This window comes from Glycomyces rhizosphaerae (genome assembly GCF_042647865.1).
GTDB lineage: Bacteria > Actinomycetota > Actinomycetes > Mycobacteriales > Micromonosporaceae > Glycomyces > Glycomyces rhizosphaerae.
The window spans coordinates 1-16,241 of sequence record NZ_JBHRWO010000014.1 but is presented as its reverse complement, the minus strand read 5'-3'; the positions used below and the strand labels follow the sequence as shown (position 1 = coordinate 16,241).

The following is a 16,241-nucleotide window of genomic DNA, read 5'->3' as shown; positions in this document are numbered from 1 at the left end:
GCCGAACGGATGGCTCCGGCTGAGATACGAGTGGCTGGAGTTGAGACTGGGGGTTACCCAGGCCGTCAGTGTAGCTCAGCGGTGACCAGCATTCGGACGGTCGCGGCCGTCCAGGCCGCGCATTTCGCACTGCCGTCCTCGTCGCCCAACGCCTTGGACAGTTGCACGAAACCGGCTGCGGCTCTTTGGAGTCCGACACGTCGCAGTTCGGCTGCGGCGGCCTCGACGCGGACACGGGAGGGCTCGCGGGCCCCGCGCAGGCCCTGATGCGCGAGATCGGCGCAGGCGAGGAGCGCGCCCTCGATCGCGGCGGCGACCGGATCGGTCGGGGCCGTCGCGTCCGCGGCGGCCAGCTCGGCGGTGTCGTCCCCCGGGGCGAAATCGGGGATGACCGGGCCGTCCTCGGTGAGCAGCGCGGTGGGCTCGACGATGAGCACACCGCGGTGGCGCCGCACGTGCCCGGCGACGGCGATGACACCGCGGGTCAGGGCCTTCTCGACCGCTTCGAGCGCTCCGGGGGCGGCGGCGTTGTGCGGGACGCGCAGGCGGGCGCTGCCGCCGTTCGTGGCGGTGATGCGGCCTTCGAGGCACTGCGAGGCCGGGTCGTAGCCGAGGAGTTCGGCCTCCTCGAGGGCGATCACGCGCAGGGACTCGGCGGCGACGCGCGGACGCACCAGTGCGGGCGGGCGGGCGGCGAGTTCGGCGGCCAGGGCGTCGAGGTCGGTGGCGCGCAGGGAGGCCGGGAGGTCGTTCCAGGCCGAGCCGAGCGGGAGCACCTGGGTCTTGGCGAGGCGGCCGGTGCCGAGCTTGAGCGCGCGGGCCGCGGTGCGCGAGGCCGCTTCGGTGACGGTGTTGCCCGAGGCCAGCGCGCCGATCTTGCAGCCGGCGAGGCGGCGCGACGCGAGTGCGGCGCCGGTCAGGGCGTCGGCTTCCGTCGCGGGCCAGTCGCGTTGGACGGCGAGGACCATGCCGGTCTCGGGTTGGGCCAGGTAGATCTCGAGGGTGCGGGTGTCGCCGACGGCGGCGACGCGGGCGCCGAGGCCGGTGAGGCGCACGAGGGTGAGCGGGGTGGCGGCGGCCTCCTCGCTGCCGAGGATCTGGGCGGTGGGGGTGCCGTCCGACTGTGCCTCTGAACGACGCGAGGAGGCACGGGCGCGCGCGGGGAGTTCGGCGAGGAGGGTCGCCAGGTGCAGGGGGTCGTACGCGGCGGAGCGGTCCTCGTAGTGCTGGAGCTGGTCGACGAGGGCGTCGACGGCCCCGGCGGGCCAGTGGGCGCGGCGGCGGGTGAGGGCCTTCGATTCGCGTTGGAGGGCGGCGCGCAGGACGCCGTCGGCGCCGGTCGCGCCGTCGAGGAGGACGCGTTCGGCGAGGGTGAGGGCTTCGGCGAGGCCGTCGGACGCGGCGTCGCCGCCGACGCTGACGGTGGCGGTGGCGGTGCCTTCGGCGGCGTCGCGGAAGGCCCAGACGGCGAGGACGATGTTGGCGTCGCGGGCGGGGCCGGTGGCGTCGGTGTGGACGTAGCCGAGGCCGGGGACGAGGAAGCTCACGGTGGCCGCGGGCAGTTCCGCGACGGCGGGCCGGTCGGGGCCGGGCCAGACGAGGCGGGCGGTGTACCCGGCCTTGCGGGTCTGCTCGGCGGCTTTGAGGGCGTGGTGGCCGAGGACTTCGCGCAGCTGCTCGTCGGTGATGGCGGCGGGGCTCGCGACCGGTTCGACGACCGGCGGTTCGGCTGGTGGGTCCTGTTGGGGTGCTTGCTGTTCGCGCTGGTAGGCGAGGACCGCGCCGACGCGGTGGCGGCATTTTCCGGGGGCGCCGCAGGTGCAGGTGGCGCCTTCGAGGCCGCCCGCGGCAGGGAGCACGGCTTCGGCGCCGTCGGGGAAGACGGCGGTGAGGGTGCCGTCCTCGGCGAGCGACACGGTGGGGACGGCGCCGGCGTCGAGGTCCTTGGCGGCGCGCTTGACGAGGCCGCGGTTGGCCAGGGCCGCAAGGGCGTCGGGAGTGAGGGCGAGGAGGTCGGCTCTCATGTACCGAGTCTTTCTGCGACGAATTCGACCAGGTGGGAGGGGGTCATGGCGCCGACGTGGGCGCCCACGTTCGTGAGGCGGGAGGCCATGTGGTGGTCGTAGATCGGGTTGGCGTCCTCGTCGAGGGCGGCGAGGCCGAGCACCTGGGTGCCCTGCTCGCACAGTTGCTTGACGAGGTGGACGAGCCTGCCTTCGCTGCCGCCCTCGTAGAAGTCGCTGATGAGGGCGACGATGGAGCGCCGCGGGTTCTCGATGAGCCCGGCCCCGTATTCGACGGCGCGCGCGATGTCGGTGCCGCCGCCGAGCTGGACCTTCATGAGCAGTTCCACGGGGTCGTCCACATCGGAGGTCATGTCGACCACGGCGGTGTCGAACGCGATCAGGTGGGTCTTCAGGCCGGGCAGGGCGTGCAGGCACGCGGCCGTGACGGCCGAGTGGATGACCGAGCCGGTCATGGACCCGGACTGGTCGACCAGGAGCACGAGCTGCCACTGCTCCAGGCGCTTCGAGGTGCGGGAGTGGAACTCCGGGCGCTCGATGGCGACGCGCCGCTCCTCGGGCCGGTAGTGCTTGAGGTTGGCGCGGAGCGTGCGCTTGAGGTCGAAGTCGCGGGCGCGGCGGTGCCTGCTGGGCTTGCGGGTGCGGCTGCCGGTGAATACGGTGCGCACCTGCACGGAGAGCTTCTCGACCAGGCGCTGGACGACCTCTTCGACGATGCGGCGGGCGGCCGCGAGCACCTGCGGGTTCATCAGGTGCTTCGTGCGCAGGACCGCTTTGAGGAGGGCCGGGCTCGGCTCGATGCGTTCGAGGACTTCGGGGTTGGTGAGGACGTCGTGGATCTCGTAGCGTTCGACCGCGTCGCGTTCGAGCCGCTCGATGGTCTCCTTCGGGAAGAGCTTGTGGATGCCGTCGAGCCAGTCCACAGTGGTGAGAGCCGAGGCCTCGTCCCCCGCACCGCGCGCACCGTCGCGGGTGCCGCCGCGGCGCACGCCGCGCTTGCCGAGGTCGTCGTCGCGGCCGTAGAGCCAGTCGAGGGCGGCGTCACGGCCGGCGTTCGCCTTGTTGAGGCCGCCGGTGCTGGCTTCGGCTGCGGGGCCGAGGATCAGCCGCCAGCGCTGCAGGTCGGCGTGCTGTTGCTGGTCCCCCATCAGGACTCTCCTCCGAATACGAGGTCTTCGCGGGCGAGGGCGGCGTCGACGCGGGCTTCGAGGGCCATCGAGGACGCGACGACGACCGGGTCGACCGCGAGCCTCGCGGTGAGGCCGCGGGCGTCACCGCCGCCGCGTGCGGCGACGAGGCGTTCGGCGATGAGGCCCCGCTCGCGGGGCGGGAACATGCCGAAGGCCTGGCGCAGCGCGGGAAGCGCGACCAGGAACTCGTCCTCGTTGAGGTCGGCGACGAGTTCGTCCACTGCGGACACCACGCCGCCGTCCTCGGCTTCGGCGAGGACTTCTTCACGGGCGACCGCGAAGAGCCCGGCGAGCCAGTCGCCGAGGCGGTCGGGATCGCCCGCTCCGGCGGCGGCCTCGGCCGCGTTCGCTGTCGCGCCGAGCGCCCAGGCGAGGCCGAGGGCCGCTCCGCGCAGGTCCGGCGGCGCTTGACCGTCGATCGCGATCCGTTGGGCCGCAGCGGCAACCGACACGGCCGGTGGCGTGAGTCCCGGAGCGTGCCGCACGGCGTCGCGCAGCGCCCGCATCGCGTGGAGGCGCCCGAGGTCGGCCGGGCCGGGCCCGGCGTGGAGTCCCTCGGCGAGCCACAGGATGCGGTCGGCGCAGGTGGTGACCACGGCGGCGTAGAGGTTGCTCCCGGCGGTGCCGAACAGGTGGTCGTGGCGCCACAGCGCCAGGACTGTGGCGAGCGCGGGACCGACCTCGCCGAGGTCGCCGCTGTCGTCCACAGCGGATTCGACGGCGGTGCCGAGCCGGTCGGTGAGGTGGGCGCGGCCGCACAGAGCCGCGTCGAACAGCATGGCCGCCAACGCGTCGAGGGCCTTTTCGCCGTCGGCGCGCTGTTCGAGGACGGTCTGGGCGGCGTCGCCGAGCGTCGCGCCGAGCGCCCCGGACTCGATGAGCACGGGGAGGCGGTCGGCGCTGGCGTCGAGGGTCCAGTGCTCCTCGGCGGTGACGTCGGCGCCGGCCGTGGGGCCGCCGGTGCGGCTCACGCCGGGGACGCGCAGGAGCCGCATGCAGTGGAGGACGCGGCTGCGTTCGAGGTCCTTGGGTTTGGCGAGGTCGAGGCGCAGCGGGCCGTCGCGGTCGAGGCCGAGGCGTTCCATCTCGGCTTCGACGTCGTCGACGAGCGGCGGCCGGGGGGTGTCCGGGTGGAGGGTGCCGACGCGTTCGCCGGTGAGCGCCGCGGTCATCTCGACCACCACCGGATGCGTTCCGGCCGTGAGGGAACCGCGGCGGGTCCACGGGAGCGGCTGTTCGAGGTCGTCGCTGATGAGGGCGCTGGCGAGGCCGTCGAGGAGGTCGGTGCGGCCGGGACGCTCGTGGCCGCGCAGGCGCGAGAGGCCCTCGGTGAGGCTGCGCGCTCCAATGAGGTCCGAAGTGGAGACGTGGAGTCCGCGGCCGCGCAGGCGCTTGGTGATGCGCTGGACGAGCGTGTCGGCGGCCGATTCGGGCCCGGCCTCCCAGAGCCGCTGGTAGTACTCGGGCGAGGGCATCCCGGACTGGTACCCGGCGAAGGCGTCGAGGCGCTTGAAGGAGTAGGGCACGAGGTAGCCGCCGACCTCGGTGCCTTCGGGCGGTTCGGGGAGTTCAGGGGTGGAGGCGTCCGCCATGCCGTCCTCGACGAGGCGGCGCAGCGCCGGGGCGTGGAAGCCGCCGCAGACGACGAGGACCGGGCCGTCGGTTCCGGCGAGGGTCGCGCGGATCCAGTGGGCCATATACGCTTCGCGGGCGCTGTCGGTGGCGTCGGCGTCGGCTTCGCCGCGCACGATGTCGAAGTACTGGTCGAGGCGTTCGGCGAGTCCTTCAGGGTCGGCGACTTCGACGAGGTGGTCCCAGAGCGCGTCCACGTTGTCGACGGCGAAGGCGCTGCAGAGCCGGTCGGTCGCGTCGGTGTAGCGGCGCTCGGCGTCCGAGTAGCGGTTCTCGACGCCGTCGAAGGCCCGGTGCCAGGCGGGGAGGTCGATGAAGCGCACCTCGGCCCCAGCCTTGCGGCCCTCGGTGAGCGCGATCCACTCGGGCGAGTAGTCGCACATCGGCGCCCAGGTGCGCTGCACCGCCAGGTCGGTGCTCGCGTACGAGTAGATCGCCACGGGCAGCGTGTGTTCGAGGGCGAGCTCGCCGAGGCGGTCGTTGAAGTCCGCCGGGCCCTCGATGAGCACGGCGGCGGGCCGCAGCTCCTCGATCCGATCGGCGACGAGGCGGGCGCAGGCGGGCGAGTGGTGCCGCACGCCCTGGATGTGGAGGTGGTCGCTCATCCCGGCAGCAGGTTCCGGGCCCGGTAGAGCGATTCCCAGTGCGGGCCTTTGTGTTTGGGGGCCTTCTGTTCGAGGTAGCGGCGCAGGCGCGCGAGGTCTTCGGCGTTGTCCTTGGCGGCGGCCCCGGCCATGCAGTCCACGATGTCCCCCGCCTCGGCGTTGCCGCCGCGCAGGTACCAGGCCTTGATGCCGACGGCGTGGGCGACGGAGACGGCTTCGGCGGTGGACATGACGGCCTGCGGGCGGCCGGAGTTCGCGTCGCCGGTGCGGAGGTCGCGGAAGACCCGCACGAGCACTTCGAGCACGTCCCGCGACGGCGGCGCGGGCACACCCGAGCGCGACAGGGCGGCGGCGGCCTCGGCCTCGACGAGGTCGAGTTCGGTCTTGAAGTCGGCGATGGGGAAGACCGTCTCGAAATTGAAGCGGCGCTTGAGGGCCGCGCTCATCTCGTTCACGCCGCGGTCGCGGGTGTTGGCGGTCGCGATGATGTTGAAGCCCTCGCGGGCGAAGACCATCGAGTCGCCTTCGAGTTCGGGGATGGCGAGCACCCGGTCCGACAGGGGCGAGAGCAGCGAGTCCTGGACTTCGAGGGGGCAGCGGGTGATCTCCTCGAAGCGCACGACGCGGCCTTCCGACATGCCGCGCAGGAGCGGCGCGGGCACGAGCGCGCGTTCGGTGGGGCCTTCGGAGACGAGCAGCGAGTAGTTCCAGGAGTAGGCGATCTGGTCTTCCGTGGTGGACGCTCCACCTTGGATGGTGAGGGTGGAGTCGCCCGAGACGGCGGCCGCGATGAGTTCGGACAGCAGCGATTTGGCGGTGCCGGGCTCGCCGACGAGCATGAGCCCGCGGTTGGTGGCGAGCGTGACGAGCGCGCGGTCGATGAGCGAGGGGTCGCCCACGAACTTGCGGCTGATGCCGCGCGAGTCGTCGCCGCAGATGAAGGTCCGGGCGGCCTGGAGGCTCAGCGCCCAACCCGGCGGGCGGGGCGACTCGTCCTCGGCGGCGAGCTTCGCGAGCTCTGAGGCGTAGCGGCGCTCGGCGGGCGGGCGCTGGAGGCGCGGTTCGGCGGTGTTCGCGGTGGTGTCGGTCATGCTCGGCTTTCCAGGGGGTCCGGTCGGGTGGCTGCGGTCAGTGCACCGAGGAGCTCGGCGGCGATGACAGAGTCGATCGCCTTGCCCGGCAGGGGCTCAGCATAGTCGGGGTGGCGATTCGCGGGGATCGTGAACCGGTGTTCTCGTGCTGCGGTGCGATCGGTCATGAGACCGGGTTCCCGGCCGCACGGCCGCCGGTGAGGCGGTCGAGGATCAGCAGGATCTCGGAGACGGTCACCGGGTCGAGCCGGTTCACGACGGCCTTCGCTCGTTCGCGGTCCGCCGTCCAATCGTGGAATCCTCCTGCGGACCAGCGCAGTTCGAAGGTCTGCGCGGGCACGTCGTCCATCGCGCCGACCCAGAGGCCTTCATTGAGGAGCATGACGAGCGAGCCGCCGCCGGGCAGCGGGAAGTACAGTCCCGGTTCGATCCCGGCGTCCTGAGGATCGCTTCGGTGCCAGCCGTGCTTGGTGAGCCCGAGCAGCGGGCCGGACTCGACTTCGATCTTGTCGAAGCGGGTCAGCTCGCCGGTGGCGAGTTCTTCCTCCGTCAAGACCATGGCCGGGCGGGCGAGCTGCGGGAACGGTTGCAGGATCTCGTAGTCGGCGAACACCTGCGACCAGGCCGCGAGCGTCGCCTCGCCGAAGTGGAGGGGGTGGGCGAGGCGGATGACCGCGTCCTCGTGGAGTTCCAGTTCGTCGTCCTCGACATCGGTGTACGTGCGGTCCTCGGCGACGCGGAACGCGACCGGCTCACCGTCGACGGTGGCCTGCCACAGCACGCGGCGCGCGAGATGGGACATGAAGGCGTGCTCCGCGAAGCACTGCCGGAACTCGGCCAGAGTCCACGTGCGGGACGCGACCATGGCCGCTTCGAGCCGGCGGACCTGGTCCGCTGCAACGGCGCGGAGGTCCTTGCGCAGCTGAGCGAACCGGCGGTAGGCGGCCTCTGCGGTCTCGGGGTCGTCCTTCGCACCGGGCTTCGGGAGGCTCTTGCGGGGTTTGCCGTCGCCATCGGTGACGAACGGTCTGAGCTGCTCGTCGAAGCCGACGGTGAAGACGCGGGGACCGTAGTCGAGCACCAGAGCGCCCGAGTCGCCGAGGCCGAAGTCGGGCACGAGGCGGTCGGCCAACTGCTCACTGGTGAGGCCCAGGTCCTCGGCGATCAGGTCGATCTGGCGGCGTGCTTCTTCCTTGAGGCCCTTGAACTTCACCTTGTCTGCGATGCCCTGGATCGCCCGCAGGGCCTCCTCGGATCCGATCGCGCCGAGCACCGCGAGCCCGGTGACGGCACGTTTGTGCTGGCCTTCACCGGGCCATTCGCGGATCATCGGGGCCAGGCGGCGAACGGTGTCGTCGTCGGCGAAACGGGCCAGCTGGGTGAGCGTCCAGTTGCCCTTCGCGTCGGAGCCGCCCGCGATCCACAGTTCGAACAGCGCCCACGAGAATCGCGTGAGCGAGGCGGCGTCGCAGGTCTCGGCGATCACTTCGGTTCCCGCGTAAGGCACATCGAGGTTCGTCAGCGAAAGGACGGTCACCAGGTGCGGCACCGAAGCGACCGGGAGTGCCTGCCCTGCGCCTTGCAGCAGGACCTGCGGCAGCAGCTCCGGGTCCGCCAGTCCGTTGGCACTCGGCAGCTTGCCTTGTGGCTCAAGGGGGTCGCGGTCGGCGACGGCGCGGATCGCGGCCGCGGCCTCCGGGCCGAACGGCTCGGCGGCCCCGGCGACCGCGTCGAGGCCGTGGCTCGCGGCGAGGTGCGCCAGCGCGGCTTCGGCCGCTTGGCGGGCCTTCTTGTCGGTGCCCAGGGCATCGGGGACGAGCATCGGCACTGCGTCCAGTCCGTGCCGTTCGAACCATCGGAACGCGCTGGGCCGGGCCGTCTTGAGCCGGAGCAACCAGTCGGCGGCGAGCCTGGCGGCCCCGGCGCTGAAGATCGGCGGTAGGGCGGCATGGCGCTCAGTGCGGGTCTTGAGCAGGCCGACGATCCGGTCGATCGCCTCTTCCCCGAACCGCCACAGGATCTGCTGGAGTTCGTCCCCGAAGGTGTAGCGGCATTCGCCGTTCCACTGGTCGAAGAAGGGGCGGACCAGTTCCATCGGCGCTTCGGCGTAGAAGGGAGGCAGGTCGCGGTAGTAGTCGGCCTGGTGTCCGATCCGCCAGCTCCAGGAGCCTGCGCCGAAGACCGGTTTGTACGACGCTCGCTCGGCGCGTTCGACATCGCTCCATTCCAGACGTTTCGTGTCCGGCGGGACCAGGCCCTCGATGACCACCGGTTTCCGCTTGGGCCGCTTGACGGTCCACGGTGGAGTGGTCAGCAGCGGCGGCAGGTGAGCAGGATCGGCCTCGGGGACCACAGAGGCGGCGTCGAGGAGCGCCTGAACATCGGCCCGCTCGGGTTCGGTGAGGCGGGCCAGGGCTTCGGGGTCGACGCGGCGGACGATCGCGGCGAGCCTCGGCGATGCGCCGGTCGCGCGGGTCGCGCCCCTGAGGAAGTTGACGGGGAAGCGCTCGGCGGACTCCGCCAGAGCCTCCGCGACGAAGGGCTCGGCGAGTCGGCCGATCAAGTACTGGATCGCCGCGTCGGTCGGCAGGGCCGCGATGCCTCGCAGCAGGATCCGGCGTTCGTCGGCTTTCGGTTTGCGGCGCAGCGTCTCGGTGAGGACCGGCAGGCTCGCCGGTCCCAGGTTGTCAACGATCGCGGCCACGACAGCGGGCGTGCAGTCGTCGGCCGGGAACGCGCTCAGACCCGCCCGGCCGAGGAGCGCCGGATCGTCGATCGAAAGCCACAGCAGCGGATCGGGTTTGCGGTGGCGGGCCTGGTGCTGCTGGTACTCGTCGCACGACTCGGCGACCCAGTCCCGTTCATCGGGCAGCAGGAACGCGGCGGCCAGGCGCGTGGCTAGGGTGGCCCGGTGGGCGGCGACGGCGGCGACCACCTCGGCGTACTCGTCTTCAGAAGCGGCGGCGAGCAGGCCGCGGATCGCGGCGATGCCGTAGCGAAGCTCCCGCCCGATCCCGGTGTAGTAGTGCCATTCGAGCTTCCCTTGCGTGAGATCGATATTTACCGGGAGCTCGTCGCGGGTGCGGTGGAAGTAGCGGGCGTTCGCGACCGTCAACCGGTGGACGGTGGCGCAGACGGCGAACGGCAGGCCGTGCTCGATGACCCAGGCGTCGAGTTCGGGCCGCAGGATCGAAGTGGACTTGCGATTTGGAGCGCCTGCCAGGAGAACCGCTGCGATGGCGGCCCCCCGGGGGTCGGCCTCGCCGTCGAGGAACGCGTTCCCGGACTCGGCGAACGCGTGGTTGCTCGGCCTGCCGAGCGCCACCCGCAGTTGCAGCTCGCCCCAGTTCAGCAGCTCCTGGACGATCTTGGGGGCCTCGGGGTCGAGCGCCACCGGTGTCCCCGGTCGGCGGCCTCGCCGCGGCAGGAGCAGCGGTTCCCAGTCGGCGGGGATCTCGGGGGCTTGCTCGTGAAGGGGGTTCGCCATGCCGGACACCGTATAACCCGGGTGCGACATGCCGTGAACAACTACCCGACCGACCACTATGGACTTTGTTTCGGCAGCGGCTGCGTTCGGCAATGGCGGCTTCCCGCTCAGTGGTGGAGGCCGGTGGCGCGGCCGAGACCGGCGAGGAGCTCGGCGACGAGGACGGGGTCGAGGGCGTCACCGCGCAGCGTGGGGACGCCGCGGCGGCGGTTCTTGGTGGGCGAGAACCAGACCCAGAGGATCCGGTGGCGGCCTTCGACATCGGGCTCGTCGTGGTCGGGGCTCGGGTCGATCTCGGCGAGGAGGTGGGCGTTGCCGACGATAGCGGCACTCTCGGCGTTCAGCGCCGCGCGCGGAAGGTCGCGGGCGAACAGGTAGGAGTACGGCCTAACGGCCCAGTCGGGCAGCTCGTCCCAGTGGAGCCGCTTCCAGTCGAGCACTTCCTTGAGTGCGCCGAACGTGGCGGTCGCACCGGAGAACCGGTCGAGGACGCCGGTGCGCGCCTCCTCTACGGTGAGCGTCAGCGCCGGCCGGACGAGCTGACCGAACGGCTGCAGGATCTGGTAGTCGGCGAAGACCTCGGTCCAGAGTGGGAGGTCAGGACCGAGGAGCACGGGGTGCGCGAGGCGGACGCGGGCGTCGTCGAGGAGATCGAGCGGCTTGTCGTTCACGTCCGCGAAGCTGCCGTCCTCGGCGAGGCGGAACCCTTGGGGCCCAGCGGAGGTCTCGCCGATCCAGAGGAGGCCGCGGGCGATCGGGGCCAGGACCGGGTGCGCGACGAGGTGGGAGAACTCGTCGGGCCGCCAGACCCGGCTGGTGAGCATCGCGTCCTTGAGGCGGTCGCTCTGGAATTCGCGTTCGGCGGCGAGGTCCTTGGCGAGCTTGCGGAAGCGGGAGAGGGACGCGGCGGCGGTCTCGGCGTCGTCGCGGACACCGGGGCGCGGCGGGCGCGCACGGGTCTTCCCGGCGGCGTCGACGACACTGAGGTTGAGTCGGTCGTCCGCCCTGATGTGGAAGGCCCGCGGCCCGAAGTCGAGCGTGAGCCGGGCGGGGTCGTCGAGGCCGAGCGTGGGGGCGCCCCGATCAGCAAGTGGTTCCACTTCGGACCCGGCGCGGGCCGCGACGGCGGAGGCCTGCGACTCTGCGAGCTCCCGGACCGAAGAGTGCATTCTGCTGCGCGAGAGGCGATACAGCACCGGGAACCCGATGTCGACCGGGAAGGCCGCAAGAGTCTCGAGCGCCAAGCCGGTCTGCGCGAGGTATCGGGCGCCAGACTTCTTGGCATGCGCCTCAATCAGGGCGGCGGCCTCGGAGCCGCCGAAGCGGGCGAGCTGGCCCACCGTCCAGTTCGTGAACTGGTACCGCTGCGCCAGCGCGAGCGAGAAGCGCGCGAGCGAGGCGGTGTCGCAGGCTGCGACGACGGTCTCGACCGCGGGGTACGGGGTACGCGGCGACCATTGAGAGAGCACCGCGATCAGGTGCGAGACGGCGCTGGGCGGCAGGATCGCCTTCCTGTCGGCGGTGAGGACGGGCGGGAGCTCGTCCTGGGCATGGATCGAGCCCGCGGACGGGTTGTTCAGCAGCGGCCGGTCGGGGTAGTCGGCGAGCACGGCGGTGACGCCCTCGACCGCTTCGGGGCCATGGGTTTCGGCACCGCGGATGACGGCCTCGGGGCCGTACCGCCAGGAGAGGAGGCGCAGCGCGCCGCGGGCGGTGGTGCGCTGGTAACCCTTGGGGCCGAAGGCCTCCGGAACGAGGAGGGGCACTGCGTGGAGGCCGTGCCGGTCGAACCAGTCGAGACCGGCGCTGCGCCCGGCGTCGAGCCGGAGGAACCAGTGCGCGGCGACCGCGGCGGCCGGGGTGCTGCGAATCGGGATGAGGGCGCGGCCATGCCACGGGGAGTTCTTGATGTGCTCGACGGCCTCGTCGGCGAAGCGCGGTCCGCCGCGGGCGAGTTGGGAGAGGAGGCTGTTGGTGAGCTTCCATTCCGGACGGTAGCTGTGGACCCGGTCCCCCACGGAGTCTTCCCAATAGGTCTCGGGGTCCCATTCGACGAGGTCGGGTTCGAGGGCCATGGCCCGCTCGAACTCTCCGGCCCGGCTGACGAGCTGCGGGGCGGGGACTCGGAGGCCGGGGATCTCCCTGGGCGGGCGGCTCCTGCGCGGCTCGGCCCAGGGCGGGGAGACGAGCACCTTCGGAAGGTCGGCAAGCGCCGCCTCGGGGAGGTCGGGCGTCGGTTCGACGGTCACATCGGGTCGCTGTTCTTGTGGCGCAACGTGATCGGACATGTCCAGCTTTCGGGAGGCGGAGGCGTCTTGCAGAGCATTGGAGGACGGTGCGACTGTCAACCGACATCAGTGGCCTTCGAAAGCGCCACCAGCGCCTCGGAGGCGACCACGGGGTCGATCGGGCCGAAGTCGGTCCTCGGGTCAGGTACGTTCCAGCCGCTCAGGCTGCTGGACGCGACCACGACCTTCCGGACTGTCTGGTCGGGGCACTGGTCGATCGCGCCGACCCAGATGCCCGGGTCGAGATCGAGCACGAGGTACCGGTTGCCGGCCATCCGGTGCGACATGCCCGGTTCGATGCCCGCGTCCTGCGGCGCGGCCCGTTCCCAGCCTCTGCCGGTGAGCCCCAGGAGTTTGCCGACAGGGACCGAGACCCCTTCGAACCGCGTCAGACGGCCGGTCTGCAGTTCCTCCTTCGTGAACGCCATGACCGGCCGCCCCAGCTGCTCGAAGGGCTGGAGGATCTCGTAGTCGGCGAAGATCTCCGCCCACGCGTCGACCTCCCCGCCCATGATCGCGGGGTGCGCGAGCCGGATCGCCGCGTGCGCGGGAAGCTTCAGATCCTCTTCCTCGACATCGGTGCAGCCCTTGTCCTCCGCGAGGCGGAAAGCCGTGCGCGAACCGTCGGCCTCGGCGATCCACACCAGACGCTTCGCCAGATGCCATACGAGCGGGTGCCGCACGAAATGCTCGTCGAATTCGGCGGGCGTCCACGTCCGGCCCTGCACCATGGCCCGTTCGAGCCGCTTCACCTGGTCGGCGGCGACGGTTCGCAGCTCCTTCCGCAAGGCCGCGAACCGTTTGAACGAGGCGTCGGCCAGCAGCTCGTCGTCCTTCGCGCCCGGTTTCGGCAGGCTCTTGCGCGGCTTGCCGTCCATGTCGGTGACGAACGGCTTGAGCGCTTCGTCGAAGCCGACCTTGAACTGCCTGGGCCCGTAGTCGATGACGAGCGCGGACTCCTCGCGCAGCCCGAAGTCGGGCACGAGCCGGTCGCCCAGCTGCTCGCTGGTCAGCCCCAGATTGGCGGCGATCGCGTCGATCTGCTCCCCCGCTTCGGCTTTGATCGCGGCGAACTTGGCCTTCTCGGCGATCTGGTTGATCGCCCGCAGCGCGGCCTCGGTGCCGATCGCGCCCAGTGCCTTGAGGCCCTTGACGGCCCGCTGGTGCTGGTTCTCGCCCGGCCATCGCGCGACGAGCGGACCGAGCACGCGCACCGCCTCGTCGTCGGCGAAGTGCGCCAGCTGCGTCAGGGCCCAACCGTCCTCTGAGGGCGCTCCGGTGGCGAGCCACTGTTCGAACAGCGCGATCGAGAAGCGCGCCAACGAGATTCGGTCGCAGGTCTCGGCGACGACCGCGACGCCTGCGTACTCGTATTCGGGGGTGCCGATGGCGAGCACGGTGATGAGGTTCTTGACGGCGGCGTTCGGCAGTGCCTGCTCGCGACCGTAGAGCAGGACCTGCGGCAGCGCCATCGGTGCGGCCCAAGCGCCGGGCTCGGGGACCTGGACGCCGACGGGCATGAGCGGGTCGACGTCGACGAGCGCAGCGATCGCGGCGGCGGCCTCGTCGCCGTACTGGACGGCGGCCTCGCGCACCATGTCCGCGCCGTGGTTCGCGGCGAGGTAGCCGAGGGCGGTCTCCGCGGCGGTCCGGCGCTTCTTGGCCTTGCTGAGCGCGTCTGGGACGAGCAGCGCGGCGGCGTCGGCGCTGTGCCGATCGAACCACGCGATCGCGAAGGGCCTCAAGGTCTTCAGCCGCACGAGCGCGTCGGCGGCGTACCGGGCCACGGCGAGGTGCGCGATGGGCATCAGCAGGAGGCGGCGCTGGTCCGGGTCGTAACTCGTCGCGTTCAGCACCTGCTGGGTCGCGTCGGCCCCCAGGTTCGTCAGTATGCGCTGGAGGGTCTCGGTGTGGAAGTAGTTGTGCTCCGCCCGCCACTTCGGCAGCAGTCCGGCGGCGAGCTCTCGGGGCGCGAGTGCGAGCACGGTCGACTGGTCGTCAGGGGTCCTGGCCTCGAATTGCTGCGCCTCGGTCTCCCAGCGCGCCTGGTCCCAGTCGCCTTTGCTGTAGCGGTTGAAACGGTATTGATGCACCTCGGACCAGGCTTCGTACTCGCCTTCGGCCCAGACCATCCGGCTGATCGGCGCCGGTTCCAGGCCCTTGACGACGATCGCCTCGCTCGCAGCCGTGCCGGTGCCCCAGGGAGGCGAGGCGAGCAACGACGGAACGGCCTCGTCCGGGGCGTCCGGGTAAGGACGGAGCTTGTCAGTGAGGCCGGCGATCGCCTCCTGTACGGCCGGATCCGTGTGCGGCAGTGCGACGTCGAGGAGGATCGGGTTCGAGTGGAGGAGCGCGGACAGGCGTTTGCGCTCGTCGGCGTCGGCGCTCGGGAGGAGGCGGGCGATCAGTTTCAGGGCTCGTCTGGGGAAGTTCGCGGCGGCCTCCATCGCGAATCCGATGGCGGCCGCATCGTCGATCCGGTCCAGGAGCGCCGTCATGGCGTCGTCGCTCGGCATCGCCGCGAACGCCCGGTAGAGGTTCTTCCGATCGTTGGAGTCGATGTAGCCGCCGAGAAGCTGTTCGAAGACGGGCAGCGCTGCGGCTCCGAGTCGGTGGAGGAGGTCGGCCGCTTCGGCGGCCGGCAGCCAGTAGAACGAACTCGCGTCCACTTCTAGCGCCGCGAGCTGTCCTTCGGTGGTGATCAGCTCAAGGAGCAGTTTCGCATAGCCCTTGGTGGACGGCTTGGCCTGGCGCTCTTCGCAGACCTCCGACAGCCAGGTCTCCTCGTCGGGAACCAGCACGCTCACCGCCAGACGGAGTTCGCGGCTGGTGCGGCGTTCGGCCAGGGCGGCGATGACGGCCGCGTAGTCGGCGTCCCCGGCGATGAGCGCGCGGACCTCGCGGATTTCCTTGTGGTCCTGGAGTTTCGACCAGCCGTGGTCGGTCAGCGGGCGCCACGAGAGGCTGATGTCATTGGGCGGCATGGTCCGTTCAAGGTCGATGGCGAGGGCCTCGGCGAGCGCGGCGGCGGCGAACGGCAGGCCGTGCTCGACCGCGATCAGGTCGAACATCGGTCGGTACGAGGGCGGCGTCGTCCCGAATGCGAGCTTCGCAAGCAGCATGACGACCGCCGCGCCGCGCACGTCGGCCGTGCCGTCGAGGAAGGCCGATCCAGGGGCGGCGAACTCATGTTCGGCGCATTGACGGAGGTGCATGCGAATCCGATCGCCTCGTGCGGCGAGGAGGGCGCGCCCGGCCTCCGGATCGAGCTTGATCTTGCGCGAGTTAGCGCCGCGGCGGGGATGCACGAAACGGTTCCAGCTCGAGGGGAAGGCCAGGCGGTCCTCGTCGGGCAGCGCCACCTCAATGGAGGGAGTCTCGGATTCACTCATGGGCGACAGCATAGGCACCGGGTACGACACCGTATTCGCATTGGTGCGCAACGTAATCGAATCGCGCAGAACACAGTGCGGCCTCTCCCTTGGTTTCTAGGGGCACTGGCGTTCGGTTGGGGGCGGTTGTCGGGTGTGGGGGTGTCTGCGGGGTTCGGTGGCGGTGGCGGCGTGGGTGGGGTTTGTTGCGGGCCGGGGGTTCAAGACAAGGGCGGCATCGACGGGGGCGGGTGGCGGGTCGGGGCGTGGTCGGCCGTCTGGTCGGGATCGTCCCGGGGCGGGGCGGGGTGGGTGTGTGGCGGGGCGGGGTGGGGTGGGTGGGGGTTGTGTTGCGGCTCTGCGGGGTTGGTGTGAAAGGTGAGGATGTTGTCATCGTGTGGGTGATGCGGTTGGGGGTGTGGGGTGGGATGATTGGAGTACGCACAGGGACAGGGAATCTGTACAGGTGTCGGGTAGGTGCAACGCAGACTAAGCCAAGCCGATTAGTGTGGGTTGCAGCAGGATTGGTGTCGGGTAGCTCCCGGCCTGGTGC

8 protein-coding genes are annotated in these 16,241 nt (G+C 71.2%); all 8 read right to left on the bottom strand.

Going from position 1 to position 16,241, the window contains the following annotated elements:
- Nucleotides 1-65: 65 nt before the first annotated feature.
- Nucleotides 66-2,024 (bottom strand): hypothetical protein, encoded by a 1,959-nt coding sequence (locus ACFO8M_RS16890; RefSeq protein WP_387977677.1) that lies wholly within the window; start codon nt 2,022-2,024, stop codon nt 66-68.
- Nucleotides 2,021-3,172 (bottom strand): VWA domain-containing protein, encoded by a 1,152-nt coding sequence (locus tag ACFO8M_RS16885; protein WP_387977675.1) that lies wholly within the window; start codon nt 3,170-3,172, stop codon nt 2,021-2,023. Before ACFO8M_RS16885 ends, ACFO8M_RS16890 begins: the two co-directional genes overlap by 4 nt.
- Nucleotides 3,172-5,451, bottom strand: a complete 2,280-nt coding sequence (locus ACFO8M_RS16880; protein WP_387977673.1) for a DUF5682 family protein — start codon at nt 5,449-5,451, stop codon at nt 3,172-3,174. Before ACFO8M_RS16880 ends, ACFO8M_RS16885 begins: the two co-directional genes overlap by 1 nt.
- A complete protein-coding gene (locus ACFO8M_RS16875; protein WP_387977671.1) occupies nt 5,448-6,542 on the bottom strand; it encodes an ATP-binding protein in 1,095 nt (364 codons plus the stop codon). Before ACFO8M_RS16875 ends, ACFO8M_RS16880 begins: the two co-directional genes overlap by 4 nt.
- Nucleotides 6,539-6,709, bottom strand: coding sequence for a hypothetical protein (locus ACFO8M_RS16870; RefSeq protein ID WP_387977669.1), 171 nt, complete (start codon nt 6,707-6,709; stop codon nt 6,539-6,541). The genes ACFO8M_RS16875 and ACFO8M_RS16870 overlap by 4 nt, the downstream gene beginning before the upstream one ends.
- Entirely contained in the window at nt 6,706-10,029 is a 3,324-nt protein-coding gene (locus tag ACFO8M_RS16865; protein WP_387977668.1) for a DUF4132 domain-containing protein, read from the bottom strand. Before ACFO8M_RS16865 ends, ACFO8M_RS16870 begins: the two co-directional genes overlap by 4 nt.
- Nucleotides 10,030-10,136: 107 nt before the next feature.
- On the bottom strand, nt 10,137-12,278 hold the full coding sequence (locus ACFO8M_RS16860) for a DUF4132 domain-containing protein (RefSeq protein ID WP_387977666.1): 2,142 nt from the start codon (nt 12,276-12,278) through the stop codon (nt 10,137-10,139).
- A gap of 95 nt (nt 12,279-12,373) precedes the next feature.
- On the bottom strand, nt 12,374-15,709 hold the full coding sequence (locus ACFO8M_RS16855) for a DUF4132 domain-containing protein (RefSeq protein WP_387977664.1): 3,336 nt from the start codon (nt 15,707-15,709) through the stop codon (nt 12,374-12,376).
- Nucleotides 15,710-16,241: the final 532 nt, after the last annotated feature.